Raw genomic sequence first — 26,690 nt, 5'->3', positions numbered from 1 at the left:
GTCCGGCGGACGCTCATGGGTGGAACACTGACTAACTCCCTTCGGGGATATACCGACACACTATTGGGTCCTGAAAGAACAGACGTAAGTCTTTCTTTCCAGGCAAGATAACGATCCGCTCGGATCTTCCTCGATACCGCGAAGCTTGCTTCGGTCCGGTCCTGTGAAATGCGATTCGATGCGGGTGTGTTGTTTGAGAACTGCACAGTGGACGCGAGCATCTTTGTTAGTAAGTGTGTAAGAGCGTACGGTGGATGCCTTGGCACCAGGAGCCGATGAAGGACGTAGTAGGCTGCGATAAGCCTCGGGGAGCTGTCAAACGAGCTGAGATCCGAGGATTTCCGAATGGGGAAACCCAGCACGAGTGATGTCGTGTTACCCGCCACTGAATATATAGGTGGTGTGGAGGGAACGTGGGGAAGTGAAACATCTCAGTACCCACAGGAAGAGAAAACAACAGTGATTCCGTGAGTAGTGGCGAGCGAAAGCGGAAGAGGCTAAACCGTGTGGATGTGATAGCCGGCAGGCGTTGTCCATGCGGGGTTGTGGGATTGTTCTTCCCGATTCTGCCGAATCGGGCGAGAGTCAGAAACCGTTGTGTTAGTCGAAGTGGCCTGGGACGGCCCGTCGTAGAGGGTGAGAATCCCGTAGACGAAAACTCAACGGCTCTCGTGAGCAACTCCCGAGTAGCAGCGGGCCCGTGAAATCTGCTGTGAATCTGTCGGGACCACCCGATAAGCCTGAATACTACCTGGTGACCGATAGCGGACTAGTACCGTGAGGGAAAGGTGAAAAGTACCCCGGGAGGGGAGTGAAATAGTACCTGAAACCGTGCGCTTACAATCCGTCAGAGCCTTCGCAACTTGTTGTGTGGGGTGATGGCGTGCCTTTTGAAGAATGAGCCTGCGAGTCATCGGTGTGTGGCGAGGTTAACCCGTGTGGGGTAGCCGTAGCGAAAGCGAGTCCGAATAGGGCGAGTTAGTCGCACACTATGGACCCGAAGCGGAGTGATCTACCCATGGCCAGGGTGAAGCGACGGTAAGACGTCGTGGAGGCCCGAACCCACTTAGGTTGAAAACTGAGGGGATGAGCTGTGGGTAGGGGTGAAAGGCCAATCAAACTCCGTGATAGCTGGTTCTCCCCGAAATGCATTTAGGTGCAGCGTCACGTGTTTCACACCGGAGGTAGAGCTACTGGATGGCCTAGGGGGCCCACAAGCTTACCGAAGTCAGCCAAACTCCGAATGCCGGTGTGTGAGAGCGTGGCAGTGAGACTGCGGGGGATAAGCTTCGTAGTCGAGAGGGAAACAGCCCAGATCGCCGGCTAAGGCCCCTAAGCGTGTACTAAGTGGAAAAGGATGTGGGGTCGCGAAGACAACCAGGAGGTTGGCTTAGAAGCAGCCACCCTTGAAAGAGTGCGTAATAGCTCACTGGTCAAGTGATCCTGCGCCGACAATGTAGCGGGGCTCAAGTACACCGCCGAAGCCGCGGCATTCACACATTATCCCGCCTTCGGGCCAGGAGTGTGGATGGGTAGGGGAGCGTCCTGTGGCCAGGGAAGCGGCGGAGTGATCCAGCCGTGGAGGCCATGGGAGTGAGAATGCAGGCATGAGTAGCGAAAGACGAGTGAGAAACTCGTCCGCCGAATGACCAAGGGTTCCTGGGCCAGGTTAATCCGCCCAGGGTGAGTCGGGACCTAAGGCGAGGCCGACAGGCGTAGTCGATGGACAACGGGTTGATATTCCCGTACCCGTGTATCCGCGCCAAATATCGAATCATCTGTGCTAAATGTCCAAAAGCGGTCTTATCCACCTTCGGGTGGAGGGAACGTGGCTGCACATGACCCCGGGTGTAGTAGGTAAGCGATGGGGTGACGCAGGAAGGTAGCTGGGCCCGGTAATGGTTGTCCGGGTGTAAGCCTGTAGGGCGAGACATAGGCAAATCCGTGTCTCATATGGCCTGAGAGGTGATGCGTAGCCGATTGAGGCGAATTCAGTGATCCTATGCTGCCGAGAAAAGCCTCTAGTGAGTTGGTACACGGCCCGTACCCCAAACCGACACAGGTGGTCAGGTAGAGAATACTAAGGCGATCGAGATAACTGTGGTTAAGGAACTCGGCAAAATACCTCCGTAACTTCGGGAGAAGGAGGGCCTTGTCTGGTGACGGCACGTGCTGCCCGAGCTGGGTGAGGTCGCAGAGACCAGTGAGAAGCGACTGTTTACTAAAAACACAGGTCCGTGCGAAGTCGTAAGACGATGTATACGGACTGACGCCTGCCCGGTGCCGGAAGGTTAAGAGGACCGGTTAGCCCGCAAGGGCGAAGCTGAGAATTTAAGCCCCGGTAAACGGCGGTGGTAACTATAACCATCCTAAGGTAGCGAAATTCCTTGTCGGGTAAGTTCCGACCTGCACGAATGGCGTAACGACTTCTCAGCTGTCTCAACCACAGACTCGGCGAAATTGCATTACGAGTAAAGATGCTCGTTACGCGCGGCAGGACGAAAAGACCCCGGGACCTTCACTATAGCTTGGTATTGGTGTTCGGTACGGTTTGTGTAGGATAGGTGGGAGACTGTGAAATCAGCACGCCAGTGTTGGTGGAGTCGTCGTTGAAATACCACTCTGATCGTATTGGACCTCTAACCTCGGACCCTGATCGGGTTCAGGGACAGTGCCTGGTGGGTAGTTTAACTGGGGCGGTTGCCTCCCAAAATGTAACGGAGGCGCCCAAAGGTTCCCTCAGCCTGGTTGGCAATCAGGTGTCGAGTGCAAGTGCACAAGGGAGCTTGACTGTGAGACCGACAGGTCGAGCAGGGACGAAAGTCGGGACTAGTGATCCGGCACCGGCAAGTGGAAGCGGTGTCGCTCAACGGATAAAAGGTACCCCGGGGATAACAGGCTGATCTTCCCCAAGAGTCCATATCGACGGGATGGTTTGGCACCTCGATGTCGGCTCGTCGCATCCTGGGGCTGGAGTAGGTCCCAAGGGTTGGGCTGTTCGCCCATTAAAGCGGCACGCGAGCTGGGTTTAGAACGTCGTGAGACAGTTCGGTCTCTATCCGCCGCGCGCGTCAGAAACTTGAGGAAGGCTGTCCCTAGTACGAGAGGACCGGGACGGACGAACCTCTGGTGTGCCAGTTGTCCTGCCAAGGGCACGGCTGGTTTGCTACGTTCGGAAGGGATAACCGCTGAAAGCATCTAAGCGGGAAGCCTGTTCCAAGATGAGGTTTCTCACCCCCTTCGAGGGGTTAAGGCCCCCAACAGACCATTGGGTTGATAGGCCGGAACTGGAAGCCCGGTAACGGGTGCAGGTGACCGGTACTAATAGGCCGAGGACTTACCAACAAAGAAGCTACGCGTCCACTGTGCGGTATCTGAAACAACACACTGCCGTGTGTTGAGACGGACTCCTGAACCCTGTGAGGGGCAAGGGAATTCGGCTCCGCTCGCGGTGCATAGTTTCATAGAGTTACGGCGGCTATAGCGGTGGGGAAACGCCCGGTCCCATTCCGAACCCGGAAGCTAAGGCCACCTGCGCCGATGGTACTGCACTCGACAGGGTGTGGGAGAGTAGGACACCGCCGGAACATCATTCCCGAAAGCCCTCAGCATATGCTGGGGGCCTTCGTGGTTTTCACGTTTGGTAGCCCGAGAGCAATACGGTCGGATAGACGAGCCGGGATACGACCCGGTGCCGCTTGGCGGCTCAGCGGTGCGTGATTGAATTTGTGGTGGTGGGAACAAAACGTCCCGCCGACCGTCACGCGCGCCAGCGCCGCGGCCGGGTACCGCAGGCAAACTATAGAGAGGGATCACCGTGGCGGAGCATAACGACGGCCGCAAACCTTTCCGCCGTAGCGGCGGATCCGATCGTCCGGAGGGCGGATTCAACCGCGGTGGTCGCGATAACGCGGGCCGCGGCGACAATAACGAGCGCGGCGGCTACAACGGTGGCCGCGACAATGCCGGTGGTCGTGGTGGTTCCGGCCGAGGTGGCGACAGCGGCGGCCGTGGCGGCTTCAACCGCGACAACCGTGATGGTGAGCGCGGCGGATTCAACCGCGGCAGCTCCGATTCTCGCGGTGGCGAGCGCGGTGGATTCAACCGTGGCGGTGACAGCGGCGGGCGTGGTGGATTCAATCGCTCCGGCGAGGGCCGGGACAACGATCGTGGCGGCTTCAACCGCGACAATGACAGCAACTCCGGTGGTCGCGGTGGCTTCAACCGCGGTGGCGGCGACAGCCGTGGCGGTGAGCGCGGCGGGTTCAACCGTGACAGCGATAACCGGGGTGGATACAACCGTGGTGGCGGCGACAGCCGCGGCGGATTCAATCGCAGTGAGGGTCGCGACAACGAGCGCGGCGGTTTCCGGGGCGGCGAGCGGCGTGAAGGCGATCGCGGCGGATTCAATCGCGGCGGCGACAGCCGCGGTGGCGAGCGCGGGGGATTCAACCGCGATCGTGACAACCGTGGTGGCGACAGCCGTGGCGGGTTCAACCGTGGTGGTGGCGACAGTCGTGGCGGATTCAACCGCGACAGCGACAATCGTGGCGGTGACCGCGGCGGATTCAATCGCGGTGGCGACAACCGTGGCGATTCCCGTGGTGGGTTCAACCGCAGCGGTGGTGGCGATAGCCGTGGCGGTGAGCGCGGAGGATTCAACCGCGATCGCGATAACGATCGTGGCGGATTCAATCGCGGTGGCGACAGTCGTGGTGGCGAGCGCGGTGGATTCAACCGGGATCGTGACAACCGTGGTGGCGACAGCCGTGGCGATTCCCGTGGTGGATTCAACCGCAGCGGTGGTGGCGACAGTCGTGGCGGCGAGCGCGGGGGATTCAACCGCGATCGTGACAGCCGTGGCGGTTCCTCGCGTGAGGGTGGCCGTGACTTCAACCGCGATAGCCGGGGCGGCGAGCGCGATGATCGAAAGAGCTTCGGCCGCAGCGGTTTCGGCGATCGTGGCAATTCCGGCGGCGGTTTCAACCGTGATCGTGGCGATCGCCCCGAGCGCAGTGACCGCCCGGCTCGCGAGCGGTTCGACAAGTCAGACAGCGCACCCAAGTCCGAGCGTTTCGACCAGGTCGAAGGCATCGAAGGTGCGGAGAAGCCGGAGCGTTTCGAGAAGCCCGAGCGTGCGGAGCGTCCCGAGCGGTCCTTCGGCGACGATTCGGATCGTCGGCGTGGCGGCGAAGGCGCGCGTGGTCCCGGCGCCCGGGGTGGCGAGCGTCGGACGGGTCGCCCGGATGAGCCGGAGCTGCCCGATGAGGTGCAGGCCGCCGATCTCGATCCGGCGGTACGCCGCGATCTGCTGAGCCTGGACAAGAGCAATGCCGAATCGGTCGCCCGGCACCTGATCATGGTGGCGCAGCTGCTCGATGAGGATCCGGAGTTGGCGCTCGAACATGCCCGTGCCGCTCGTCAGCGCGCCGGTCGTATCGCCGTGGTGCGCGAAACCGCCGGTGTCGCGGCCTACCACGCGGGTGAGTGGGCCGAGGCGCTGTCCGAGCTGCGCACCGCGCGGCGTATGTCCGGTGGTTCCGGGCTGCTCGCGGTCATGGCCGACTGTGAGCGTGGTCTGGGTCGTCCCGAGCGCGCCATCGAGTTGGGTCGCAGCGATGAGGCCCGGCTGCTCAAGGGCGATGAGGCCACCGAGCTGCGCATTGTCGTGGCGGGCGCGCGTATGGATCTGGGTCAGTACGACCAGGCCGTGGTCACCCTGCAGACCCCGGAGCTCGACCCGGCGCGCACCGGATCGGCCTCGGCCCGGCTGTTCTACGCCTATGCCGAGGCCCTGTTGGCCGCCGGTCGCCGCGAAGAGGCGCTGACCTGGTTCATGAACGCCGCCTCCGCCGATGCCGAGGGTGAGACCGACGCCGAGGACCGCGCCGCGGATCTGGCCGAGGGTGGTTCGGGCCAATCCGATTGGACCGCCGAGGTTTCCGAGGACGAGGACGACTCCGACGAGCCGGACTGGACCGCCCAGGTCGAGGACGGTACCGAGGATGACGAGGACGCCGACGCGGAGGATGACGAAGACGACTTCGTCGCCGACAAGGACGGCGACGTCGCGGACGGCGATAACAAGAAGTAGTAACCGGCCGAGGTGTTCGGCGTACGAAGACAGGCTGTGACCTCGGCCTAGTAGGCTGGCCGTCCCCAGATGGGGGCGGCCGACCTGTATGTGACGGCTCGGAACTTGGAAGAGGGGCGGCATCATGCGGCTACGGGATCGATTCGGCGCACTACTGTTGGATTTGGACGGCACGCTGTATCGCGGGCCCGAGGTGATTCCGGGTGCGCCGGAAGCGCTTTCGGCCGCGGGTGCGCAGCAGTTGGTCTACGTGACCAACAATGCCAGCCGCTCGGCCGCCGCCGTCGCGGTGCATCTGCGCGAAATCGGTTACAGCGCTGTCGAAGACGAGGTCGTCACCAGCGCCCAGGCCGCCGCTCACCTGCTGGCCGCTCGACTCGAGCCCGGTTCGACGGTGCTCATCGTCGGCACCGATGATCTGGCCGCCGAGGTGAATGCGGTTGGCCTGGAACCGATCCGCCGCTTCAACGGGGTATCGCCGGCCGCGGTCGTCCAGGGCCATTCCCCCGAGACCGCCTGGCCCGACCTGGCCGAAGCCGCCTACGCGCTGCGCGGCGGTGCCCTCTGGGTGGCCGCGAATACCGATGCCACCCTGCCGAACGAGCGTGGTCTGGCACCGGGCAACGGCTCCATGGTGGCGGCCCTGCGCACCGCCTCCGCGCGTGAGCCGATCGTGGCGGGCAAACCCTATGCGCCACTGCTGGAAGACGCGCTCTTACGCGCCGGAACCCGCGATGCGCTGGTGGTCGGAGATCGCCTCGATACCGATATCGACGGCGCGCACTGTGTCGGCCTGGAGTCCTTCATGGTCCTCACCGGTGTGAGCACCCTCGCGGACCTGCGCTCCCAGCCGGTCGAGCACCTCCCGACGTACATCGCGGAATCCCTTGACGCCCTGAACCATCCGATCGCCGATACCGCCCCCGTCACCCCCGGCGACGGCGATATCGCCGAGGTGATCACGGCCCTGCTGGCCAAGCACCCCGGCCGCGCCATCGCGATCTCCGCCCCGCCCGCCGCCAAGGACTGATCTCCCGGGCGCGATGAACCCGCCGCCCGGCCGGCGTATGTCGCCGTCATCCGCCGGCAGGTACTTCCCCGTAATCCGGCGGACGCTTCCCCCCGTTATCCGGCGGACGCTTCCCCTGTCATCCCGGCATGCTTCTGGCCGGAATCCACACTTCGGCCGGGCGTACCGCCCGACCGAAGTATCAAGCCTCAGTTGGGCTTTCGCGCCTCGAAGAGCGTGCGGGCCGAGTTGGCCTCGAACGGCCCGTTCGCGGTGATCTCCTCGTGCAGCTCACGCAGTCGATCCCGATACTGCGCCACGGTGAATCCGGGCACCATCCAGATCACCTTGCGCAGGAAGTACACGACGGCCCCGATATCGTTGAACCGCATGGGAAGTCGCTCCGTGCGCGTCTGCACGATCTCCAGCCCGGCCGCGCGCGCCCCGGTCGCCTCGATCTCCGGATCGCGCCCTTTGCGTGCCTCCGGCTGTGGCCCGAGAAAGTATTCGACGAGTTCGAAGACGCTCGCGGGCCCCACATGCTGTGCGAAGTACACCCCGCCCGGTTCGAGTACCCGCGCGATCTCCTCCCACCAGATGGTGGCCGGATGCCGACTCGTCACCAGATCGAACGCCTCATCGGCGAACGGCAGCGGTGGCTCGTCCGGATCGGCCACCACCACCGCTCCGCGCGGATGCAGCAGCCGGGTCGCCTTGGCCAGATTCGGTGGCCAGGATTCGGTGGCGACCATGGTGCGCGGAAAGTGCTCGGCCTCGGCGAGCACCTCGCCGCCCCCGGTCTGTATATCCAGGGCCGCCCGCGCGGTGGCCAAGCGCCCCGCCTGCTGCCGCTGATAACCCCAGGACGGACGCTTCTCGGCGGCTCGTCCCGCCAGCCAGGAGAAGTCCCATCCCGCGACGGAGACGGTATCCGCCTCCGCGATCAGCTCCTCGAAGTTGCGGTCCATTTGCCCGATTCTGCCAGTCGAGTCCACCGATTTTCCGCAGCTGTGGCTCCACCGACCGTTACTTCGATGAGGCTGCCCTTGCTGGGGAGATCGCCGCGGACGAAATCCAGCCGACGCGTCACCGACGACCGATGCCCGGCATCGCGCAGGTGCGAGAGATGTCCGCCGACGAGTTGATCGGCCCCGTGTCTCCGCCGGATCGCGGCCCGTCGTGCTGAAGCCGGGGTGCGTGGGCGGACACGAAATGAACCTTGTGGGCTGGATACTGTTCGAATGCGAGTTCGGGTAGCGTTGGTCCCACGATGAGTATGCCCACGTCTTATCCGCAGTCTCCCGCGCCGGGACCCCGTCCGGGGATGCCGTTGCCCGGGCAGCATTTGGCGGGTGCGAATCAGGAGTTCGCCGATCCGGCGCGGGTGCGCTCGGAGGTGGACGCGCTGCTGGCCGAATTGTCGGCGGGCGCGCGGGACGCGGCGTCCGATGGCACCGATATGGTGCGCCGCGCCAAAATTCTGGAGCAGGCGCACGATGTGCTGGTGCGGGCGCTGGCAACGGTGGACAAGATCTAGGGTGGCCAAACGCGCACGGGTGGACGCGGAACTGGTTCGCCGCGGGTTGGCGCGGTCGCGGGAGCACGCGGTCGAGCTGATCAACGCGGGCCGTGTCCTGATCAATGGAAGTGTCGCCACCAAACCGGCGACCGGTGTCGAGACCGCGGCCGCACTGCTGGTCCGCGATGAGCCCGATGAGGTGCGGTGGGCCTCGCGCGGTGCGCACAAGTTGCTCGGTGCGCTCGAGGCGTTCGAGGCACAGGGTGTTTCGGTGGACGGTAAGCGCTGCCTGGACGCGGGCGCGTCCACCGGCGGATTCACCGATGTACTGCTCGCCAAAGGCGCGAAGGAGGTCGTGGCCGCGGATGTCGGTTACGGCCAGTTGATTTGGCGGTTGCAGAACGACGACCGGGTAAAGGTGCACGACCGCACCAATGTTCGTGCTCTCACCCCGGAACTCATCGGCGGCACAGTCGATTTGGTCGTCGCAGACCTGTCCTTCATCTCACTCGCGCTGGTGCTGCCCGCGCTGGCGTCCTGCTGTGCGCCCGGGGCGGATCTGCTGCCCATGGTGAAGCCGCAGTTCGAGGTCGGTAAGGATCGGCTCGGATCCGGCGGCGTGGTGCGTGATCCGGCGCTGCGCGCGGAGACCGTCCGCGAGGTCGCGGCCGCCGCGGCCAAGTTGGGTCTGCGCTCCCGGGGTGTGGTGGCGAGTCCGCTGCCCGGCCCGTCGGGGAATGTCGAGTACTTTCTCTGGTTGCGTAAAGAGGCGACGGAACCGGATGGTGTTGTCACCATTGCTGAAAGCTTGTCGGTGCCGGGAGATACGGTGTCCGCTGCGAGCTCTGTCCCCTCCGCATACAGTGCGGAGGAACAGGCTCGAGTGGCGGCATTGATCGATCGGGCGGTGGAGGAGGGACCACAGTGAATTCGCGGGGCGCCGCACGGGAAATCCTGCTGGTCGCACATCCCGGGCGGTCCGAGATCACCGAGACCGCGCATCGGGTGGCCAAGATCTTCGACGAGGCCGGTATCGGGCTGCGGGTGCTCGAGGACGAGGCATACAGCACGCGTTTCGATCTCGACGACGGCGGGGCGGCGAACGGATATCCGGTGCGCGTGATGGCGCACGGTCCGGATGCCGCCGTCGGCTGCGAGATGGTACTGGCCCTCGGCGGTGACGGCACCTTCCTGCGCGCGGCCGAGTTGGCGCGTGACGCGTCGGTGCCGGTGCTGGGAATCAATCTGGGCCGCATAGGTTTTCTGACCGAGGCCGAGGCCGAGCATCTGGACGAGGCGCTATCGCAGGTGGTGCGCGGGGATTACACCCTCGAGACGCGTATGACCATCGATGTGTGCGTCCGGGTCGACGATGTGATCGTCGAGCGGGGCTGGGCGTTGAACGAGGCCAGTATCGAGAACGCCGCGCGCATGGGCGTTCTCGAGGTGGTGCTGGAGGTGGACGGCCGACCGGTCTCCTCCTTCGGCTGCGATGGCGTATTGATCGCCACGCCCACCGGTTCGACGGCCTATGCCTTCTCCGCCGGTGGTCCGGTGGTGTGGCCCGAACTCGAGGCGCTGCTGGTGATTCCGAGCAATGCCCATGCCCTGTTCGCGCGCCCGCTGGTCACCAGCCCGGAGTCCCGGATAGCGGTGGAAACCGTTGCGACGGGCCATGATGCGATAGTTTTCCTCGATGGTCGACGCACCCTCGCACTGCCGCGGGGCGGCCGGGTCGAGGCGGTCCGCGGGACCGAGCCGGTGCGCTGGGTGCGGTTGGATTCCGCACCCTTCGCAGACCGGATGGTGCGCAAGTTCCAATTGCCCGTGACAGGCTGGCGAGGCCGCCCGTCTGCGCGGTCAGGCGCGGAGGCGGTAGCTCGCGTAACCACGCAGCGCCCGAGTGCAGGCGAGAATGAGAACCGCCGAACGGAGAGCACGAGTGCTGACAGAGATCAGGATTGACGGGCTGGGCGTAATTTCCACCGCCACCGCGCAATTCCACGAAGGTTTGACCGTATTGACCGGTGAGACCGGTGCGGGCAAGACGATGGTGGTGACGAGCCTGCACCTGCTCAGCGGTGCCCGCGCCGATGCGGGCCGGGTTCGGCTCGGCGCGTCCCGCGCTTTGGTCGAGGGGCGCTTCACCGTGGACGAGGTGCATGAGGGAGCCGTCTCCGAGGTCAAGGAGGTGCTCGAAGCCTCCGGCGCCGAACGCGATGACGACGGCAGTGTGATCGCGGTGCGCACCGTGGGCAGCGACGGTCGTTCGCGCGCGCATCTGGGTGGGCGCAGCGTCCCCGCCTCGGTGCTGTCGGATTTCACGACACCGCTGCTGACGGTGCACGGCCAGAACGATCAGCTGCGGTTGCAGCGGCCGGATCAGCAGTTGCACGCCCTGGACCAGTTCGCCGGTGACGGTGTCGCCGCCCTGCTGAACAAATATCAGAAGGTGCGCAAAGCTTGGCTCGACGCGCGTAATCAGCTGCTCGAACGCACCGCGCGCAGCCGCGAATTGGCCCTGGAGGCCGATCATCTCACCCAGTCGCTGAACGAAATCGACGCCATCGCACCGGAACCCGGTGAGGATGAGCGCCTGGTCGGCGAGGTGCGCCGGCTCTCGGATCTGGATTCACTGCGCGAGGCCGCCTCGGCCGCGCATGACGCGCTCGCCGGTCCCGCCGAAACGCCCGGCGAGGGTTCGGGTGCGTTGGATCTGCTCGGCACGGCTCGCGCGCGCATGGAGTCCGCCGACGATCCGGCGCTCGCCGCCCTGGCTCCCCGGTTGGGTGAGGCGATTTCGGTGGTGGTGGATATGGCGACCGAGCTCAGCTCATATCTGTCGGATCTGCCGTCCGATCCGGGCGCATTGGATTCGATGCTCACCCGTCAGGCCGAATTGAAGTCGCTGACCAGGAAATACGCGCCGGATATCGATGGCGTCATCGCCTGGGCGGATCAGTCCCGCACCCGGCTGGAGTCCCTGGATGTCTCCGAGGAGGCGCTGGCCGCCCTCGCCGCCGAGGTCGAGACGGCCGCGGTGAAGGTGCGCGAGGCCGCCCGCAAACTCAGTACCGCGCGCACCAAGGCGGCGGGCAAGCTGGCCAGTGCCGTCAGCGTCGAACTCGGCGGTCTGGCCATGGGCCGCGCTCGCCTCGAGGTCGAGGTGCGCCCCATGCCCGCCGGGGTGCAGGACTCCGCGCCGCTGCTGGTCGACGGCAAGGAGCTGCACGCCGGATCCACGGGTGTGGACGAGGTGGAGTTCCGGCTCGCCGCGCACTCGGGCGCACAGCCACTTCCCTTGAGCCGCAGCGCCTCCGGTGGTGAGCTCTCCCGCATCATGCTGGCCCTGGAGGTGGTGCTGGCCAGCTCCGAACACGGCACCACCATGGTTTTCGACGAGGTCGATGCCGGTGTCGGTGGTCGCGCCGCGGTCGAGATCGGCCGTCGCCTGGCCAGATTGGCGCGTACCCATCAGGTCATCGTGGTCACTCACCTCGCGCAGGTCGCGGCCTTCGCCGACACTCACCTGGTGGTCGACAAGGTCGACGACGGCAAGGGTGTGAAATCCGGTGTCCGAGCCCTGACTAGGGATGAGCGTGTGGTCGAATTGGCCCGCATGCTCGCCGGTCTCGACGACACCGAAACCGGTCGCGCCCACGCCTGGGAGCTGCTCACCACCGCCGATGCCGAGAAGGTCACCGCCGCGAGCTGAAACATCAACCTGCGATCGACCGAGAACCGATGGGCCGCAGGGGATGTGGATCCCGGCCACCGGCACGCCGGGAAGACGGGGAGAGCCCTGTGCCCGGTCGCCCGATTCGGCGTGGGGCGGCAGGCGAGCCCCTCGTCCCACCGTGACGGTGCGGGCTCGTCGGTGCGTACTACTTGGTATCCGCCGCGATCAGCAACAGGTACTGGGCGGCGGTCTTGCGGAGCAGGTCGGGGAGGTCGCCGCCGATGACGAACCCGACATAGCGGTGCACCAGGATCTTGCACGAGTACTTCACCTCCCGGGTATCGGCGCCGGTGCCGAGGTCTTCGATGCAGCGCGCGTCCGGGACCCCGGCCGGGACTTCGGTGAGCCGGTATTTCGTCGGGTCCGGGGTATGTGAGATGTATTTGCGGGCGGCGGTGGCGTCGGCGAAGCGCAGCACGCCGCCGAGGCCGACCTTGGCGAAGGCGTCGGCCGTGAGGTCACCGGGGGTGGTGCGGTCGTATTTGAGGTGTATCGCGTTCCGTCCCAGGATCACGCCGGAGTCGATGATCGGGTTATCCCAACTGGCCCCGAGGAATTCGGGTACCGAGCTCAGCACCGGATACGGCCATTGACCGGGTGTGTTGGGCTGGGTCCGGCGCAGCATGCCGTCGCGGTCCAGCGGCAGGCTCGCGAATTGGTCCGCCGGTGTGGCGGCGAAGGTGTCCAACAGGGGGAGCTGTGCGGCGAAGGCTTTCGCGGCGACATCGGTGAGCGCGGTGAGATCGGTGCTCGGCAACTGGATGAACAGGCTGACGACATAGGAGCCGTGCGCGAGTGTCGAGGCCAGCGTCGGCACGTCCGGCCGTCGATGACTGTGCGCCGCATCGTATCCGGGAATCGGCGCCGCGACATTCTCCGGGCTGACGGCGGCGTCGGCGGTATCGATCCCCGCGGCCGCGCGCTGTGCCGTGGCATCGTCCGGAAAGCGTAAGAGCACCACCGATACTCGGTGCATGCGGCCGATCTGCGCCGTCGATCCCGCCGTATCGCTGCCGCCGGTCCAGAATCCGGCGAGCATGCGCTCCTGTTCGAGCACCGATCGGACGGCGGCGCCCAGCCGCAGTGCGGCGTAGTCCGGGGTGGGCAGCACCGCGATGCCCACTCCGAGTGAGTATTTCGCCTCCGGATCGGCGACCACCGGATCGATGATCGCCTCGCCCATGCGCATCGATTCGATGATCTTGCCGTATTTTCCGTCCTGCGTGACCGGTTCGATCAGCGGTGCGGTGTCATAGTTGCCGGTGTCGAGATGCTGTGCCGGACCGGCCTCGACCGGGTGCCCGGCGATACCGCACGAGGTGGTGAGCAGCAGTGCGCCGATCGCGGTGAGCGCGCGCCTCCCGAAGGTCTTCATCCGTTGTCATCACTCTCTAGAGGGGTGCGCTCGGCCACCAGCGTTGCAGCAGTTCCTCGCCGGTGGAGGCGCCGGTGACGGTCAGGGAGCAGAAGTAGCGGGCCGGAGCGTCGAAGAACACCTGCAGCACACCGCGCACGCGACCCGGTTTGGTCTCACCGTGCCCCCACAGCATGCGGCCCGACCCCGAGGCCCGGGTCCACTCCTGACTGCCCTCCGGGGTGGCGTCCGGTGCGATGGCGACGGGCATGGGCGTGCGATCGGCCAGGCAGATGAACAGCAGACTTTCGGCCGGCGGGGTGACACCGGCACAGAAGATGTCGGCGGTCGCGCCCGAGACCTGGTCCACCGTAAGCGTTTTCCCTTCGGTGTCGACCGGGAAACAATTGCCGGACCCGCCGATCCCCAGCGCGTTCGGCTGTTTGGGCAGCAGGCCGGGGAAGGCCGCGGGAATGTAGGCGTATGACTTCCACGCCGGATAGTCGGCCACACTGAGCGCCGTCGTCGGCGGGGTGGTCGCGGCGGCCCCGGTGGTGGTCGTACTACTCGGTCCAGTGGGATGGGCGCCGATGTCTCGCAGGGCCACGGCGGAGATCGCCGCGACCAGTACGAGAACGGCTACGCCGGAACCTATTCCGAGTGCCCGCCGCATCCGCCGGGTCCGAGCCGCTCGGACATCGGTCGCTGAGGCGGCACCGAGCTGGGTGAGGGCGTGTTCGGAGGCCGGTGCCGTATTCGAAGGCCATTGGCGCGCATCGACGAGCCCGTGTGGGTTACTCGACCGGGCGCGTCGAGATTCGGAGCCCGGTGGAAATGCGATCGTCGGTTGGGCCGATCCACCTGCCATGTCGGCCGCGGGTGGCATCGGCGGTGCGGGCGCGGTTGCCGGATTACGCAGCGCGACAGCGGCATCCGCGGCCAGTGCGCCGCAGCTGGGGTAGCGGTGGGCCGGGTCTTTCGCCATGGCGCGCGCGATGACTGCGTCGAGCGCGAGTGGAAGTCCGAGCCCGGTCGCGGAGGGCTGCGGTGGTGGCGACATCAGATGGGCGCGGACCATCCCACCCGGATCGGTGCGCGGAAACGGCATTGTGCCGGTGAGCATTTGATAGAGGGTGCAGCCCAGGGCGTAGATATCGGCGCGGTGGTCGACGGGGGCGATCTCGAGCTGTTCCGGTGCCGCGTAGGCCAGGGTGCCGACCATGGATCCGGCATCGCCGAGGGTGTCGGTGGCGTCGGCACTGCGCGCGATACCGAAGTCGGTGACCAGCACCCGGTCATTGCCGTCGCGGCCCTTGGTCACCATGATGTTGTGCGGCTTCACATCTCGGTGCACCAGCCCGGAGCGGTGGATTTCGTCCAGTCCGCGTGCCGCTTCGGCGATGATGGCGATGGCGCGTTCGGGCGGTAGCGCCGCGCGGCCGTGCCGGATGAGTGCGGCGGCATCGGTGCCGTCGATGTACTGCATGGCAATCCACAACTGTCCGTGGTGGATTCCACGATCGTGCACCGACACCAGATTGGGATGGTCCAGTTGTGAGGCGATTTCGGCCTCGCGCAGGAATCTGGCCTGGAATTCCGGGTCGTCGGAATGGGTTTCGACCAGGATTTTGAGCGCTTCGTAGCGGGGTAGCCGGGGATGGCGGGCGCGGTACACCACCGCCGTCCCGCCCGAACCGAGTCGCTGTTCGATCCGATATCCGGCGAAGACAGCTCCCTCCAGCCTGTCCACCGCCGCGGCCCCCTGTCTTGATCTCCGGGGGTAGCTTATCGGGCATTCGCCGCAGGGGCACTGATCAGGCTGAGCCACTTCGGCTTCGGCGAGGGCCTGGCGGACCGGCGCGAGCCGAATAGCGCCGCGGACGAGCGCCTGCTCGTCAAAAAACCGCCCGCGGAACGAATCCGCGGGCCGTGCACCGGTTTCGACCTACTTGACGGCCTTGCGGGCGCCGCTCAGGAAGGTGTTGATCAGGCCCTTGAGTCCGGCCTCGAGTACCTTGGCCGGGACGGGCAGGCTGGGGTCGGACTCCATGGTGTAGACCACGCGGGTGCCACCCGGGGCATCGGCGAAGGTGATGGTGCCGACGTGTCGCTTGACGGGTGCGCCCTTGATGATCCGGTAGACCATGCGCTCGCCGGGGACCAGTTCGGTGGTCTCCTCGGTGACGCCCACACCGGCGAGGCCGATGAGGTACTGCGCGCCGACGCCGGACGGGCTGCCGATGCCAGGCTTCTTCAGCGAGATCTGCACCGGCAGATAGGAGCTGAGCGCATCGCGATCGCTGAAGAGCTGGTAGACGACCTCGCGTGGAGCGGATAGGACAGTATCGACGGTGGTGCTGGCCATAACGGTGGGTCTCCTCTCGAACCGTTGGCGTGAGCTTATCCTTACCGTCGGGTAAGAAGACAGTCTTGGTCTCACTGTCTCGAGGGTGATAAGTCCCTTGTGCCCCACTGGCATCACAGTGACGAATGTTCGCCCGGTCGGCGCGCCTCCACCAATGGTTGAGAGTTTGCGGTAAAGATCGATCGTTATGAAGATGCTGGCCCTGCTGTCGCGCACCTCCGAAACGCTGCCCGGAATCGCCGGGATGGCCCGGGTCGACCGCAATACCAGGCGTCTGCTGCAGCGCATCGGACCCGGTGACGTGGTGGTTCTCGATGAGATGGACCTGGATCGGCTCACCGCCGACCGGCTCGTCGAAGCCGGTGTCGCCGCGGTGATCAATGCCTCGCCGTCCATCTCCGGCCGCTACCCGAATCTGGGTCCGGAGGTGCTGGTGGCCAATGGGATTCTGCTCCTGGACGCGCTCAGCTCCGATGTCTTCACCAAGATCAAGGACGGCGCCAAGGTTCGCATCGACGGCAGTGTGGTCTTCGCCGACAAGGTGGTGAAGAAGGAACCCGAGGCGCTGGTGGAGGGCATCGAGCTCACCGAGGCCGGGATCGCCGAGCGCATGGTCGAGGCCCGCAACGGCCTGGCCGATCATCTGGAGGCGTTCGCGGGCAACACCATCGAGTTCATTCGCACCGAATCCTCGCTGCTGATAGACGGAATCGGCGTCCCCGATGTCGTGCTGGACATGAAGAAGCGGCATGTGGTGGTGGTCGGTGACGGACCCGATCACGCCGAGGATCTCAAGCGCATCAAACCGTTCATCAAGGAGTACGCGCCGGTGCTCATCGGCGTCGGTCGCGGCGCGGATACCTTGACCCGCAATGGATATCGCCCCGATCTGATCGTCGGCGATCCGGAGGAGATCACCGCCACCACACTCAAATGCGGGGCCGAGGTGATCCTGCCCGCCGATACCGACGGCCATGCCAAGGGTTTGGAGCGCATCCAGGATCTGGGGATCGGCGCGACCACCTTCCCGTCCTCGGGCGCGCCCGCCGATCTGGCGCTGCTGCTGGCCGATCATCACGGCGCGAGCCTGATCGTCACCGCCGGTGCCGCGGTCTCGCTCGACGACTTCTTCGACCGCGGCCGCCGCGACTCCAATCCGGCGACCTTCCTGACCAGATTGAAGATCGGCACCAAGCTGATGGACGCGAAAGCCGTTGCGGCGCTGTACCGGCACCGCGGTTCGGGCTGGGCCATCGCCCTGGTGGTGCTGGCCGCGCTGGTCGCGTTGATCGTCGCGATGCTGGCCACGCACTCCGGTGCCGAGGTCACCACCTGGCTCACCGACACCTGGCATCGCGGTTCGCACTGGTTACAGGTCCAGCTCGACCGGCATCTCAAGTAGGGGACCCATGATTTCCTTTCGCCACCACGCGGTTTCGATCGCGGCCGTCTTCCTGGCCCTGGCGGTCGGCGTGGTGCTCGGCACCCGCACGCACAGCGCGGGTTTCTTCCCCGGCTCCGCGGATCGTCAGCAGGTCGACGCGCTGACCGCCGAGAATGCCAGGCTCACAGAGCAATTGAAGGCGGCCGACGATTTCCTGACCGGCGCCGCCGCCAAGGTGCTCGCGGGCAGTCTCGGCGACAAGACCGTGCTGGTCTTCACCACCCCCGATGCCGACGGCGCGGATGTGGATGCCGTCACCACCGCGCTGACCGCCGCCGGTGCGACCGTCACCGGCCGGGTCGCGCTCACCGGAGCCTTCACCGACTCCTCCGAGGGCGATCGCCTGCGCACCGCGCTCACCAATGTGGTGCCCGCGGGCGCGCAGTTGAAGATCGACGCCGCCGACCAGGGCAGCCTGGGCGGTGATCTGCTGGGCCAGGTGCTGCTCACCGATCCGGTCGGCAATCAGCCGCGCGGCACCGAGGCCGAACGCGGTCTGGCGCTGGAGACCCTGCGTGGCGGTGGCTTCCTCACCTTCGCCGATGTCAAGCCCGCGCAACTGGCGGTGGTGGTCACCGGTCCGGGTGCGCGGGCGGATGAGAACAATCGCGGGACCATCATCGCCAGGTTCGCCGGAGGGTTGCGGTCACACGGTGCCGGGGTGGTGCTCGCGGGCCGCCACGGTGCCGCCGAGGGCCCCGGACCGATAGCCGTGGCACGCTCGGAGGCCGCGCTCGCGACCATCACCACGGTCGACAATGTGGATCACGAGATCGGCCGCATCACCACCGTTCTCGGTCTCACCGAGCAGCTGAACGGTGGGACCGGGCGATACGGCACCGGCGACAAGGCGACCTCGCTCACAGTCGCCGCCATGCCGCGCTGACCGATTCACCGTCGACACCGGCAATATCGGCGCTATCGCTCGGCGGATGGGCGGATAAGCATGGGAGCGCCGCGCGTGGCATTCGATCGGCATACCGAATCCGTGTTACCGTGAAGTCCCGTGGGTCAATCACGGATTCCGGCGCGCGCGGCCACGAAACACATCTTCGTCAGCGGTGGCGTTGCCTCTTCACTCGGTAAGGGTCTGACCGCCTCCAGCCTCGGTCAGCTGCTCACCTCACGCGGTTTGCGCGTGACGATGCAGAAGTTGGATCCGTACCTGAACGTCGATCCCGGCACCATGAACCCTTTCCAGCACGGTGAGGTGTTCGTGACCGAGGACGGCGCTGAGACGGACCTCGACGTGGGTCACTACGAACGCTTCCTCGATCGCGATCTCTCGGGGATCGCGAATGTCACTACCGGCCAGATCTATTCGTCGGTCATCGCCAAGGAACGACGCGGCGAGTACCTCGGCGATACGGTGCAGGTCATTCCGCATATCACCGATGCCATCAAGGCTCGGATCGTCGCCATGTCCGGTCCGGACCTGCACGGTCAGGTGCCCGATGTGGTGATCACCGAAATCGGCGGCACCGTCGGCGATATCGAATCGCAGCCGTTCCTCGAGGCGGCTCGTCAGATCCGCCACGAGGTGGGTCGCGAGAACTGCTTCTTCCTGCACGTCACGCTGGTGCCCTACCTGGGCCCGTCGGGTGAGCTCAAGACCAAGCCGACCCAGCATTCGGTGGCGGCGCTGCGCAATATCGGTATCCAGCCCGATGCGCTGATCCTGCGCTGCGATCGCGATGTGCCGGAGCCGCTCAAGAACAAGATCGCGCTCATGTGCGATGTGGATGTGGACGCCTGCATCTCCACCCCGGACGCGCCGTCGATCTACGACATCCCCAAGGTGCTGCACCGCGAGGGCCTGGACGCGTACGTGGTGCGCCGCCTGGGACTGCCCTTCCGCGATGTGGACTGGACCGTTTGGGGCGGCCTGCTGGATCGGGTGCACAACCCGCGCGAGCAGGTCACCGTGGCGCTGGTCGGCAAGTATGTCGATCTGCCGGACGCGTATCTCTCGGTCACCGAGGCGCTGCGCGCGGGCGGTTTCGCCTCGCGGGCCAAGGTGAATATCCGCTGGGTGCAGTCGGATGAGTGCGAGACGCCCGCGGGCGCGCAGCAGCATCTGCACGATGTGGACGCGGTGCTGGTGCCCGGCGGCTTCGGCATCCGCGGTATCGAGGGCAAGGTGGGTGCGATCAATTACGCGCGCACCCATGGGATTCCGACCCTGGGCCTATGTCTGGGCATGCAGTGCATGGTGATCGAGGCGGCGCGTTCGGTCGGTCTGACCGATGCGAATTCGACCGAGTTCGAGCCCGACGCCAAGTACCCGGTCATCTCGACCATGGCCGATCAGCAGCAGGCCGTGGCCGGTGAGGCCGATCTCGGCGGCACCATGCGACTGGGCGCGTACCCCGCGATCCTGGAGCCGGGTTCGGTGGTGGCGCAGGCGTATGGCGCGACCGAGGTCTCCGAGCGGCATCGGCACCGGTACGAGGTGAACAACTCCTTCCGCGACAAGATCGCCAAGAGTGGCCTGAAGTTCAGTGGCACCTCGCCGGACGGCAAGCTGGTGGAGTTCGTCGAGCTGCCCAAGGACAAGCATCCGTTCTTCGTCGCCACTCAGGCGCATCCGGAGCTCAAGTCCCGGCCGACGCGTCCGCATCCGCTGTTCGCGGCGCTCATCGCGGCGGCGCTGGAGTACAAACTCGCCGAGCAGCTTCCGGTGGATATGCCGGAGGCCGCCGAAAGCGAGAAAGTGACCAGCTGACGTTTGTCACGCTGTACGACGGCCCGGCAGAGCCCGTTCCCGCCCGAGGGGACCAGCTCCGCCGGGCCATCGGCGTTTCCGAGCCCGTTCGACAGATAAGGTTGCCCAATGGCTGAATCCGCGCCCGGAACACACGAATTCGACACTGTCTCCAGTCACACCGCGTACTCGGGAGCGATTCTGGCGCTGCGCCTGGATCAGGTCGCCATGCCCGGCGGGCGCGTCGCCGAACGCGAGGTGATCGAGCATCATGCGGCGGTCGCCGTCGCGGCGCTGGACGAGAACGACGATGTCGTGCTGATCAACCAGTACCGGCATCCGATCGGACGGCGGTTGCTGGAGCTTCCGGCGGGTTTGCTGGACAAGCTGGGGGAGGATCCCCTCGAGGCTGCCAAGCGTGAGCTGGCCGAGGAGACCGGACTGGCGGCGCGCGAATGGTCGGTGCTGGTCGATATCGCCCTCTCGCCGGGTTTCACCGATGAGGCGCTGCGCATCTACCTGGCCACCGACCTCTACGAAACCGACCGTCCCGAACCCGAATTGGAAGAAGCGGATATCGAACTGGTCCGCGTGCCGCTCGCCGAGGCGGTCCGCGCCGCCCTCGCCGGTGAGATCACCAATGCGACAGCCGTCGCAGGTGTGACGGCGCTGATGACCGCCCGGGCCAGCGGAGCCGAACTCCGCCCCGCCGATGCCCTGTGGCCGGGCATGCCCACCGCGTTTCTGGAACGCAAAGCGGCACAGGACTAGTCGCACGGCTGACAACTCGGCGTGCACACCCACCCCGTCATCCCGGCATGCTTTGGCCGGGATCCACAGCGGCCGGTGGATTCCGGCCAAAACGCGCCGGGATTGACGAGGGTGTCCGGTGCCCGGATTGACGAGGGTGCTGTGTCGGGATGACAGTGCGCATCGGGCCGCGCCGGATTTGTCGTGGTGCGGTCGACTGTCGGTGTCGACTGCCATGATGTGCGGTGTGCTGAGCCGCCAGATCGACGTCTACCTCGACCATTTGACGGTCGAGCGGGGCGCCGCGCGCAATACGCTCGCGGCGTATCGGCGGGATCTGGTGCGGTACAGGGGATTTTTGGAGGGGCGCGGGATCGATACGCTCGCGCGGGTTTCCGAACAGGACATCGCCGATTTCATGGTGTCGCTGCGCGCGGGGGACGGTGATCATCCGGCGCTGGCGGCGAGCTCGGCCTCGCGCGCCCTGGTCGCGGTGCGCGGCCTGCACAAGTTCTCCGCGGCCGAGGGGGTGACCGATGCGGATGTCGCGCATCCGGTGAAACCGCCCACACCGGCGCGGCGACTACCCAAAGCGCTCCCGTACGACCAGATTTCGCGGCTGCTGGACGCGGCGGGCGGTGATATCGCCGATGCCCCGCGTGGTCTGCGCGATCGCGCGCTGCTGGAGTTGCTGTACTCCACGGGCGCGCGCATCTCCGAGGTGGTCGGCCTCGATGTCGACGATATCGACACCGCCGAACGCGCGGTGCTGTTGCGCGGCAAGGGCGGAAAGCAGCGCATGGTCCCCATCGGGCGGCCCGCGCTCGCCGCGGTGGACAACTATCTGGTGCGCGGCCGTCCGGCGCTGTCCGTGCTCGGCAGGGGCAATCCCGCGCTGTTCCTGAATCATCGCGGCGGCCGGCTCTCCCGTCAGACCGCTTGGCAGGTCCTGCATTCCGCCGCGGGGCGCGCCGGGATCGCCGCGCACGTTTCACCCCATACGCTGCGACATTCGTTCGCCACGCATCTGCTGGACGGTGGCGCGGACGTGCGCGTGGTACAGGAGTTACTCGGTCATGCCTCGGTAACGACCACGCAGATTTACACTCTGGTGACCGTCGGCACGCTGCACGAGGTGTGGGCAACCGCCCATCCACGTGCCCGCTAGCCGGGCTGAAGTGCAGGTTCAGGGTGCGTGTCCGAACGTAGGTCTGGTGCCGGCAGGCGGTAGCGTCTGTTAGGTACCGGACCGCACACGCGGTCGGGCACGCCGTCCACCGGCATACCGGAGCGGGCGGGGCAAGGGCAGGAACGTCGAAGGAGCAGCGGACGTGACGAAAGCCGGTGGTGCGGGCCAGCGGATCGAAACCGCCGCGCAAACCCTGTGGGAGGCGCCGGAACTGGCCGCCAGCAGTGCGGTCGGTCCGACCGGGCGCCCTTTGCGTGAGATCGCGGAGCCCCCGGCCCCGGACCACACCGGGGACGCGCTCATTGTGGCCATGTGTAATCAGAAGGGCGGCGTCGGCAAGACCACCTCGACCATCAATCTCGGTGCGGCACTGGCCGAATACGGTCGCCGGGTGCTGCTGGTGGATCTGGATCCGCAGGGCGCGCTCTCGGCCGGATTGGGTGTGGCACACCACGATCTGGATATGACCGTGCACAATCTGCTGGTCGGGCCGGGCAAGGTCACGGTGGATCAGGTGCTGATCAATACCAAGGTCGAGCAGATGGATCTGCTGCCCAGCAATATCGATCTGTCCGCGGCGGAGATCCAACTCGTCAACGAGGTCGGCCGTGAGCACACCCTCGGGCGGGCGCTCCGCCCGCTGCGCGATCGCTACGACTACATCCTGATCGACTGCCAGCCGTCGCTGGGTCTGCTCACCGTGAACGCGCTGGCCTGCGCGGATGGCGTGATCATTCCGATGGAGTGCGAATACTTCTCACTACGTGGGCTGGCGCTGCTCAATGACACCGTGGAGAAGGTGCGGGACCGGTTGAATCCCGAGTTGAGCCTGTACGGCATCGTGGTCACCATGTTCGATGCCCGGCTCCTGCATTCCCGGCAGGTGATGACGCGTGTGGTCGAGGTCTTCGGTGATCTGGTCTACGACACGGTGATCTCGCGTACCGTGCGCTTCCCGGACGCCTCGGTGGCCGGTGAGCCGATCACCACCTGGGCGCCCAAATCCGGTGGCGCGGAAGCGTATCGGGCCATGGCGCGGGAAGTCATCTTCCGGTCGGGCCGTTGAACGATGCGCTCGAACCCGCGACCTCCGATGTGGTCGCGGATATTGTGGCGGCCGAAGAACCCGCGGTGGCGCAACCCGCGGCGGAACTGCCTGCTGAATCCGACAATTCGGACAAAAAGGTCGGATTCCATCTGCGGCTGAGTAACTTCCAGGGGCCGTTCGATCTGCTGTTGCAGCTCATCAGCTCCCGGCGGCTCGATGTCACCGAGGTCGCGCTGCACAAGGTCACCGACGAATTCATCGCCTACACCAAGGCTTTGACCGCCAGCATGTCCGAGGAGACCGGCCTGCGCGCGGACAAGATCCTCGATCAGACCACCGAATTCCTGGTCGTCGCGGCGACCCTGCTCGATCTCAAGGCCGCGCGTCTGCTGCCCTCGGGCGAGGTCAGCGATGAGGAAGACCTCGAACTGCTCTCCGCCCGCGACCTGCTCTTCGCCCGCCTGCTGCAGTACCGCGCCTTCAAACAGGTCGCGGAGTTGCTCGGCGAGCTCGAGGCGGCTGCGCTGCAACGCTATCCGCGCGCGGTCTCCCTGGAAGAGCGCTACCTGGAGCTGTTGCCGGACGTTACGCTGGGAGTGGATGCCGCGGGCTTCGCGGAGGTCGCCGCGGCCGCGTTCCGCCCCCGCCCGACTCCTACGGTGGGCCTGGACCACCTGCACAACCACTCCATCTCGGTCGCCGAACAGGCCGCCCTGGTATTGGAAATGCTGAAGAGTCGCGGTATCGGCGGCTGGACCACCTTCGCGGAGATCTGCCACGACTGTGAGGTCGCGGTGCAGATCGTGGCCCGCTTCCTGGCCCTGCTGGAGCTGTACCGCGGTAAGACGATCGAGTTCGATCAGTCCGATCCGCTCGGCCCGCTCTCGGTGAGCTACGTGGGCGAGCCGGGCGACCGACCCGAACCGATCACCGTAGAGGAGGACTGGGGTTGACCGAGTCAGTGCCGAACGTGGGCGACGCGACCGAGAACACCGGTGCCGTGAGCGATGTCCTGGGTGATATTGCCCACGATACGGGCCGAGTGACATCGGTCGCCGAGGCGATCATCGCGGCCGCCCGGCAGAGCGCCGCCGGATCGAGCCCCGTCGAAACGGAGTCGCCGGCGGTGCCCGAGCAGACCCGCCTCGAACTCGGTGACGAGGTCGGCGAATCGGACTCGGACACCCTCGATGAGGCCGAGTTCCGCAGTGCGCTGGAGGCGATGCTGCTGGTCGTCGACGCCCCCGCACCGGTGGAATTGCTGGCCTCGGCTCTGAACGACTCGGCGCGCCGGGTAGAGACCACCCTGCGCCTGATGTCGCGCGAATTGACCGAGCGCCACAGTGGCATGGATCTCAGATTCGTCGGCGACGGGTGGCGTTACTACACGCGGACGGAGTTCGCGCCCTACGTGGAACGTATGCTGTTGGACGGCGCACGTTCGAAGCTCACTCGCGCTGCCTTGGAAACCCTGGCGGTTATCGCCTATCGTCAACCGGTTACCCGGGCCCGTGTGAGTGCGGTGCGCGGCGTGAATATCGACGGCGTGATCAGAACCCTGCTGGCGCGGGGGCTGCTCACGGAGGCCGGAACGGACCCGGAGACCAACGGCACCCTGTACGTCACGACCGAACTGTTCCTGGAACGGATCGGGCTGGCGTCCCTGGCGGATCTTCCGCCGCTGGCACCGCTGCTCCCGGGCGTCGACCTGATCGACGAGATCAATGAGAGCCTGGACACCGACCCCCGGTACACCAGGCTGAAAAAACCAGCCGAGGCGGATATCGACCTCGGCACCGAGGATTGAAATAGGACAACGTGAATACTCCCGCTCGCCGAGATGGCACACCGGAACGTAGGAAACGTGGATTCGAACCGCCCAGCCGCGGTTCGCAGTCCGCCCGAGGGACCGACAGGTCCGCACGGGGCGGCGATTCATATGGAAACAGTGGTTCGCGGGGCGGCTCGGCCGCCCGCGGTGGATCTCGCGGAGACTCGCAGTCGTGGGGGAGCGGCTCGTCCCGGGGATCGAATGAAGGTTCGCGCGGCGGATACCAGGGTTCGCGCGATTCGCGCGGCGGCTCCGGTTATGAGGGCTCGCGTGGTGGTTCGGGGTACCAGGGTTCGCGCGGTGATTCGCGTGGTGGCTCCGGTTACCAGGGTTCGCGTCCGGATTCGCGTGGTGGTTCGGGGTACCAGGGTTCGCGCGGTGATTCGCGTGGTGGCTCCGGTTACCAGGGTTCGCGTCCGGATTCGCGTGCTGGCTCGGGATATCAAGGCTCGCGCGGTGATTCGCGCGGCGGATCGAGTTCGTTCGACTCGCGCGGTGGATCTCGCGGCGGCTCCTACGAGGGTTCGCGCGGCGGATACCAAGGCGCACGCGGTGATTCGCGTGGCGCGGCCCCGTCGGCTCGCGGTGGTTCGGCCCCGCGTGGCGGTGCCCCGCGCGCTGGTGATTCGCGAGGTACGCAGGGCCGCACCGGATTCGGTGCCGATCGCACCGGATTCGGACAGGATCGCAATGCCTCGCGCGGTCGTATCGGTGGCGGGCGGCCGCTCGCGCCGAGCACCTCGCCGACCCCCAAGAAGGCCAAGGTGCATCGCCCGTCGCCCGCGCTGCCGGTGATGCTCAGCAATGCCAAGCCCGCCCGGCATCAGCATGTCGACGAGGAGTCGCGCGAGACCCCGAAGAAGCTTCCGTGGGGCGAGGGTGAGCGCCTGCAGAAGGTGCTGGCCAAGGCCGGTGTCGCCTCGCGGCGCGTGGCCGAGGACATGATCGAGGCCGGTCGTATCGAGGTCGACGGTCGCATCGTGCGCGAGCAGGGTCTGCGCATCGATCCGGAGAACGCGGTCGTTCGTGTCGATGGTGTGCGTGTCGTGGTTCGGGACGAGCAGGTGTACCTGGCGCTGAACAAGCCCAAGGGCTGGCAGTCCACCATGTCCGATGAGATGGGCCGCCCGTGTGTCGGCGATATCGTCGCCGAGCGCATCGCCGCCGGGCAGCGCCTGTTCCACGTCGGCCGCCTGGACGCCGATACCGAGGGTCTGCTGCTGCTCACCAATGACGGCGATCTGGCGCACCGCCTGATGCACCCGTCCTACGAGGTCTCCAAGACTTATCTGGCGACGGTCAACGGCGAGGTCAATCAGCGCCACGTGTCCAAGCTGCTGCGCGAGGGCGTCGAGTTGGAGGACGGTCCGGCCAAGGCCGACAAGTTCCAGGTGCTCGAGGTCGGCCAGGGCAAGTCGCTGGTGAAGATCGTGCTGCACGAGGGGCGTAAGCACATTGTGCGTCGCCTGCTGGCCGAGGTCGGCCATCCGGTGACCGCGCTGGTGCGCACCCATGTGGGTCCGGTGGCCCTGGGTGATCAGCGCCCCGGTGCGCTGCGTGTTCTTGGTCGTGACGAAATCGGGAAGCTCTACGAGGCGGTGTCGTTGTGAACGGTGTGGGATCTGTGAAGGATCGGCTCGGCGG

At 65.9% G+C, this 26,690-nt stretch carries 18 protein-coding genes, 2 rRNA genes and 1 pseudogene; 17 read left to right on the top strand and 4 right to left on the bottom strand.

Annotated elements, in window-relative coordinates:
- Positions 1-227: 227 nt before the first annotated feature.
- From OHB26_RS36115 to OHB26_RS36100, 4 genes and pseudogenes are all read left to right on the top strand, one after another.
- Positions 228-3,345, top strand: a 23S ribosomal RNA gene (locus tag OHB26_RS36115).
- A gap of 125 nt (positions 3,346-3,470) precedes the next feature.
- Positions 3,471-3,587: ribosomal RNA gene (gene rrf, locus OHB26_RS36110) — 5S ribosomal RNA — on the top strand.
- Positions 3,588-4,921: 1,334 nt separating this feature from the next.
- Positions 4,922-5,914: pseudogene (locus OHB26_RS36105) on the top strand (hypothetical protein); the annotation flags it as partial.
- 301 nt (positions 5,915-6,215) lie between these two features.
- Entirely contained in the window at positions 6,216-7,124 is a 909-nt protein-coding gene (locus OHB26_RS36100; protein ID WP_330185886.1) for an HAD-IIA family hydrolase, read from the top strand.
- A gap of 188 nt (positions 7,125-7,312) precedes the next feature.
- Here the strand turns inward: OHB26_RS36100 and OHB26_RS36095 are convergent, their stop codons facing one another.
- Complete coding sequence (locus OHB26_RS36095) at positions 7,313-8,071, bottom strand: class I SAM-dependent methyltransferase (RefSeq protein WP_330181731.1); 759 nt, start codon at positions 8,069-8,071, stop codon at positions 7,313-7,315.
- 302 nt (positions 8,072-8,373) lie between these two features.
- Between OHB26_RS36095 and OHB26_RS36090 the strand changes: the two genes are divergently transcribed.
- Genes OHB26_RS36090 through recN form a run of 4 tightly spaced genes read left to right on the top strand, consistent with a single transcriptional unit; the run spans position 8,374 to position 12,337 of the window.
- A complete protein-coding gene (locus OHB26_RS36090) occupies positions 8,374-8,640 on the top strand; it encodes a hypothetical protein (protein ID WP_330181730.1) in 267 nt (88 codons plus the stop codon).
- Position 8,641: 1 nt separating this feature from the next.
- Positions 8,642-9,550: a TlyA family RNA methyltransferase gene (locus OHB26_RS36085; RefSeq protein ID WP_330181729.1), complete on the top strand. Its 909-nt coding sequence runs from the start codon at positions 8,642-8,644 to the stop codon at positions 9,548-9,550.
- Complete coding sequence (locus OHB26_RS36080; RefSeq protein WP_442943062.1) at positions 9,514-10,587, top strand: NAD kinase; 1,074 nt, start codon at positions 9,514-9,516, stop codon at positions 10,585-10,587. The genes OHB26_RS36085 and OHB26_RS36080 overlap by 37 nt, the downstream gene beginning before the upstream one ends.
- On the top strand, positions 10,565-12,337 hold the full coding sequence (recN, locus tag OHB26_RS36075) for a DNA repair protein RecN (protein WP_330181727.1): 1,773 nt from the start codon (positions 10,565-10,567) through the stop codon (positions 12,335-12,337). Before OHB26_RS36080 ends, recN begins: the two co-directional genes overlap by 23 nt.
- Before the next feature lie 169 nt (positions 12,338-12,506).
- Here recN and OHB26_RS36070 read toward each other — a convergent pair whose 3' ends face one another.
- The 3 genes from OHB26_RS36070 to OHB26_RS36060 form a co-directional block, all read right to left on the bottom strand.
- On the bottom strand, positions 12,507-13,736 hold the full coding sequence (locus OHB26_RS36070) for a DUF7373 family lipoprotein (RefSeq protein ID WP_330181726.1): 1,230 nt from the start codon (positions 13,734-13,736) through the stop codon (positions 12,507-12,509).
- Positions 13,737-13,752: 16 nt separating this feature from the next.
- A complete protein-coding gene (locus tag OHB26_RS36065; protein WP_330181725.1) occupies positions 13,753-15,465 on the bottom strand; it encodes a serine/threonine-protein kinase in 1,713 nt (570 codons plus the stop codon).
- A 195-nt stretch (positions 15,466-15,660) separates the two neighbouring features.
- Positions 15,661-16,080: an SRPBCC family protein gene (locus OHB26_RS36060; RefSeq protein WP_330181724.1), complete on the bottom strand. Its 420-nt coding sequence runs from the start codon at positions 16,078-16,080 to the stop codon at positions 15,661-15,663.
- 187 nt (positions 16,081-16,267) lie between these two features.
- Here OHB26_RS36060 and steA point away from each other — a divergent pair, with 187 nt between their 5' ends.
- The 9 genes from steA to OHB26_RS36015 all read left to right on the top strand — a co-directional run bounded on the left by steA (position 16,268) and on the right by OHB26_RS36015 (position 26,656).
- The gene (steA, locus tag OHB26_RS36055) at positions 16,268-17,482 is read left to right on the top strand and encodes a putative cytokinetic ring protein SteA (protein ID WP_330181723.1); all 1,215 of its coding nucleotides are present in this window, start codon (positions 16,268-16,270) and stop codon (positions 17,480-17,482) included.
- A 7-nt stretch (positions 17,483-17,489) separates the two neighbouring features.
- A complete protein-coding gene (locus OHB26_RS36050) occupies positions 17,490-18,410 on the top strand; it encodes a copper transporter (protein ID WP_330181722.1) in 921 nt (306 codons plus the stop codon).
- A 120-nt stretch (positions 18,411-18,530) separates the two neighbouring features.
- Positions 18,531-20,249, top strand: coding sequence for a CTP synthase (locus tag OHB26_RS36045; protein ID WP_330181721.1), 1,719 nt, complete (start codon positions 18,531-18,533; stop codon positions 20,247-20,249).
- A 108-nt stretch (positions 20,250-20,357) separates the two neighbouring features.
- A complete protein-coding gene (locus tag OHB26_RS36040) occupies positions 20,358-20,999 on the top strand; it encodes an NUDIX hydrolase (RefSeq protein WP_330181720.1) in 642 nt (213 codons plus the stop codon).
- 226 nt (positions 21,000-21,225) lie between these two features.
- Positions 21,226-22,146: a site-specific tyrosine recombinase XerD gene (gene xerD / locus OHB26_RS36035; RefSeq protein WP_442942790.1), complete on the top strand. Its 921-nt coding sequence runs from the start codon at positions 21,226-21,228 to the stop codon at positions 22,144-22,146.
- 193 nt (positions 22,147-22,339) lie between these two features.
- Positions 22,340-23,233, top strand: a complete 894-nt coding sequence (locus OHB26_RS36030) for a ParA family protein (RefSeq protein WP_330185884.1) — start codon at positions 22,340-22,342, stop codon at positions 23,231-23,233.
- A gap of 29 nt (positions 23,234-23,262) precedes the next feature.
- Complete coding sequence (locus OHB26_RS36025) at positions 23,263-24,168, top strand: segregation and condensation protein A (protein WP_442943061.1); 906 nt, start codon at positions 23,263-23,265, stop codon at positions 24,166-24,168.
- Between the two features lie 173 nt (positions 24,169-24,341).
- Positions 24,342-25,022 carry an SMC-Scp complex subunit ScpB gene (gene scpB / locus OHB26_RS36020; RefSeq protein WP_330185882.1) on the top strand — a complete coding sequence of 227 codons (681 nt, stop codon included), beginning with the start codon at positions 24,342-24,344 and terminating at the stop codon, positions 25,020-25,022.
- Positions 25,023-25,810: 788 nt separating this feature from the next.
- On the top strand, positions 25,811-26,656 hold the full coding sequence (locus OHB26_RS36015; RefSeq protein WP_442942789.1) for a pseudouridine synthase: 846 nt from the start codon (positions 25,811-25,813) through the stop codon (positions 26,654-26,656).
- Positions 26,657-26,690 lie beyond the last annotated feature (34 nt).

Source organism: Nocardia sp. NBC_01503 (assembly GCF_036327755.1).
Taxonomy (GTDB): Bacteria; Actinomycetota; Actinomycetes; order Mycobacteriales; family Mycobacteriaceae; genus Nocardia.
This window is presented reverse-complemented; position numbering and strand designations above follow the sequence as displayed.

Coding starts and splice junctions, on each gene's coding strand:
- OHB26_RS36090 (WP_330181730.1), top strand. CDS start 8,374: ATGAGTATGCCCACGTCTTATCCGCAGTCTCCCGCGCCGGGACCCCGT.
- steA (WP_330181723.1), top strand. CDS start 16,268: ATGAAGATGCTGGCCCTGCTGTCGCGCACCTCCGAAACGCTGCCCGGA.
- OHB26_RS36095 (WP_330181731.1), bottom strand. CDS start 8,071: ATGGACCGCAACTTCGAGGAGCTGATCGCGGAGGCGGATACCGTCTCC.
- OHB26_RS36040 (WP_330181720.1), top strand. CDS start 20,358: ATGGCTGAATCCGCGCCCGGAACACACGAATTCGACACTGTCTCCAGT.
- OHB26_RS36070 (WP_330181726.1), bottom strand. CDS start 13,736: ATGAAGACCTTCGGGAGGCGCGCGCTCACCGCGATCGGCGCACTGCTG.
- OHB26_RS36060 (WP_330181724.1), bottom strand. CDS start 16,080: ATGGCCAGCACCACCGTCGATACTGTCCTATCCGCTCCACGCGAGGTC.
- OHB26_RS36050 (WP_330181722.1), top strand. CDS start 17,490: ATGATTTCCTTTCGCCACCACGCGGTTTCGATCGCGGCCGTCTTCCTG.